Raw genomic sequence first — 2,873 nt, 5'->3', positions numbered from 1 at the left:
ACCGCCCGGGGCCGCCGCCCGACCGGCGGACCAACTGCGCACCGACCAACTGCGCACCGACCAATTACGCGCGGACCAGCCGCGCCCCGATCAGCTGCGCCCGGATCAGCTCCGCCCGGATCAGCTCCGCCCCGATCAGGTCCGCGCCGAGCAGCTCAGACCCGCCGCCCCGCCGCCGGACGGGATCGTCCTGCTCGGCCGGCTCCGCCGGGCCCACCCGGGGCTGCGCGCGGTGGTGCTGGCCACCGCCGACGACCCGCACCGGGCGGCCCGGGCGCTGCACGCGGGCGCCACCGGCTGGGTGGCGAAGGAGAGTTCGCTGGCCCGGCTGCTCGCGGTGGTGCGGGGGGTGCTGCGGGACGAGACGCACCTGCCGCCCGCGCTGCTCACCGGGGTGATCCGGGAGCTCACCACCGCCCGCCGGGACCGCACCGAGAGCGAGCGGCTGGTCGACACCCTGACCCCGCGGGAGAAGCAGATCCTGCGCTGCATGGTCGCGGGTCTGGGCCGGCAGGCGGTGGCGGAGCGGCTGTACCTGTCGCCGCACACCGTCCGCACCCACATGCAGAACGTGCTGGGGAAGTTGGGGGTGCACTCCACGCTGGCCGCCGTCGCGGTGGCCCGCCGGGCCGGGGTCAGTCCGGCGGAGCCGGCCGTGCCGCCGTCGATCGCCTCGGCGCCGTAGCGGCGGAGGCCCGGTTCAGCCCGGGATGTTGTCGAAGGGGGCGACCAGCTGCCGCAGCAGGGCGGCGAGTTCGCCCCGCTGGCCGGAGCTGAGCTGGGCCAGCAGTTCGCGTTCGTGGGCCAGCAGGCCGGCCAGGGCCTGGTCGGCGCGGTCGCGGCCGTCGTCGGTGAGCCGGACGAGCACGCCGCGCCGGTCGTCCGGGTCGGGCAGCCGCTTGACCAGGCCCTTGCCGGTGAGGCGGTCGATCCGGTTGGTCATGGTGCCGGAGGTGACCAGGGTCTGGGTGAGCAGCTGTCCGGGGGAGAGCTGGTACGGGGAGCCGGCCCGCCGCAGGGCGGTCAGGACGTCGAACTCCCAGGGCTCCAGGCCGTGCTCGGCGAAGGCGGTGCGCCGGGCGCGGTCGAGGTGACGGGCGAGCCGGCTGACCCGGCTGAGCACCTCCAGCGGCTCCACGTCGAGGTCGGGGCGCTCCCGGCGCCACGCCGCGACCAGCCTGTCGACCTCGTCCTCCATGACGATCAGTGTATCGGTGGATGTGTCGATGTGAAGTCTCTTGACATCGAGAAATGTGCCAGCGAGGCTTTCGGAGATATCTTGATGTCGAGATACCTGCGAGGTGAACCATGACCAGCCCCGTCTGGGACCCGGCGCAGTACCTGCGCTTCGCCGACGAACGCACCCGCCCGCTGCGCGACCTGCTCGCCCGCGTCCCCGCCCTGCCGAACGAAACCCCGTCGAACGAAAGTCCGCCGCACGAAGCCCCGCCGCACGAAACCGTCCCGAGGATCCTCGACATCGGCTGCGGGCCCGGCAACTCCACCGCCGTGCTGCGCGAGCGCTGGCCGCGAGCCCGGATCACCGGCATCGACAACTCCGCCCCGATGCTGGCGGCCGCCCGCACCGAGGGCGAGCCCACCGCCGACTACCTGCTCGCCGACGCCGGCGACTACGACCCGGCCCCGGCCGCACCCGACCTGATCGCCTCCAACGCGACCCTCCAGTGGGTGGACGGGCACCTCGCGGTGCTGCCGCGCTGGGCGGACGCCCTCAAGCCCGGCGGGGTGCTCGCCTTCCAGGTGCCCGGCAACTTCGAGGCCCCCAGCCACACCCTGCTCGCCGACCTGCGCCGCAGCCCCCGCTGGCGCGACGCCCTGGGCACCGACGCCGTACGGAGCGGCGTCCACCGGCCGGAGCGGTACCTGGACGCCCTGGCCGGGGCCGGCTGCGCCGTCGACGTCTGGGAGACCACCTACAGCACGCTGCTGTCCGGGCCCGACCCGGTGCTGGAGTGGGTCAAGGGCACCGCGCTGCGCCCCGTCCTCGGGCGGCTCACCGATCCGGCCGAGCGGGCGGCCTTCCTCGCCGAGTACGGGCGGCTGCTGCGCGAGGCCTACCCGGCCGGGCCGCACGGGACGGTCTTCCCGTTCCGGCGGATCTTCGCCGTCGGGGTCAAGCGGTAGACCGGACCGGGCGGGTAGGCGGGGCAGGCGGTGGACCGGACCGGGCGGCAGGTGGGGTCGGACGGCACCGGGACGGTCAGGCGTGGCGGTCGCCGACCAGCCTCGGGTGCCGCTCCAGGCCCTCCAGCCCGTGCCAGGCCAGGTTCACCAGGTGCGCCGCGACCGTCGCCTTGTCCGGCTTGCGGACCTCCAGCCACCACTGGCCGGTCAGTGCGACCATCCCGACCAGCATCTGCGAGTACATCGGGGCCAGCCGGGCGTCGAAGCCCCGGGACTTGAACTCCAGGCCCAGGATGTCCTCGACCTGGGTCGCGATGTCGCTGATCAGCGAGGCGAAGGTGCCGGTCGACTGGGCCACCGGGGAGTCCCGGACCAGGATCCGGAAGCCGTCCGTCGAGGTGTCGATGTAGTCCATCAGCGCGAACGCCGCCTGCTCCAGCAGCTCGCGCGAGTGCCCGCCGGTGAGCGCCCCCGTCACCATGTCCAGCAGCAGCTGCATCTCGCGGTCCACCACCACCGCGTACAGCCCCTCCTTGCCCCCGAAGTGCTCGTACACCACGGGCTTGGACACTCCGGCGCGCTCGGCGATCTCCTCCACCGAGGTGCCGTCGTAGCCGCGCTCGGCGAAGACCGTCCGGCCGATCTCCAGCAGCTGCTCCCGGCGCTGCTTGCCGGTCATCCGGACCCGGCCGGCCCGGCGGCGCGGGGCCGGCGCGGTCGCGGAGCCG

4 protein-coding genes and 1 pseudogene are annotated in these 2,873 nt (G+C 74.3%); 2 read left to right on the top strand and 3 right to left on the bottom strand.

Translation table 11 applies throughout. The annotated features are described in order from the left end of the window. Positions 1-64 precede the first annotated feature (64 nt). Positions 65-121, bottom strand: coding sequence for a hypothetical protein (locus tag BG452_RS48230; RefSeq protein WP_411293054.1), 57 nt, complete (start codon positions 119-121; stop codon positions 65-67). Positions 122-139: 18 nt separating this feature from the next. On the opposite strand from BG452_RS48230, the pseudogene BG452_RS32305 reads away from it, so the two are divergent. Beyond that, positions 140-685 (top strand): annotated as a pseudogene (locus BG452_RS32305) (LuxR C-terminal-related transcriptional regulator); the annotation flags it as partial. Between the two features lie 15 nt (positions 686-700). Here BG452_RS32305 and BG452_RS32300 read toward each other — a convergent pair. Beyond that, positions 701-1,198, bottom strand: a complete 498-nt coding sequence (locus BG452_RS32300) for a MarR family winged helix-turn-helix transcriptional regulator (protein ID WP_188307908.1) — start codon at positions 1,196-1,198, stop codon at positions 701-703. A 110-nt stretch (positions 1,199-1,308) separates the two neighbouring features. On the opposite strand from BG452_RS32300, the gene BG452_RS32295 reads away from it, so the two are divergent. Then, the gene (locus tag BG452_RS32295) at positions 1,309-2,145 is read left to right on the top strand and encodes a methyltransferase domain-containing protein (protein ID WP_188307907.1); all 837 of its coding nucleotides are present in this window, start codon (positions 1,309-1,311) and stop codon (positions 2,143-2,145) included. A gap of 76 nt (positions 2,146-2,221) precedes the next feature. Here the strand turns inward: BG452_RS32295 and BG452_RS32290 are convergent. Continuing rightward, the coding region (locus tag BG452_RS32290) for a TetR/AcrR family transcriptional regulator (protein WP_188307906.1) at positions 2,222-2,873 on the bottom strand (652 nt) is incomplete at its 5' end.

It is taken from the genome of Streptomyces sp. CBMA123 (genome assembly GCF_014596465.1).
Taxonomy (GTDB): Bacteria; Actinomycetota; Actinomycetes; order Streptomycetales; family Streptomycetaceae; genus Kitasatospora.
Note: the sequence above shows the minus strand (reverse complement) of the source record. Positions and strands in the feature narration are given on the sequence as shown.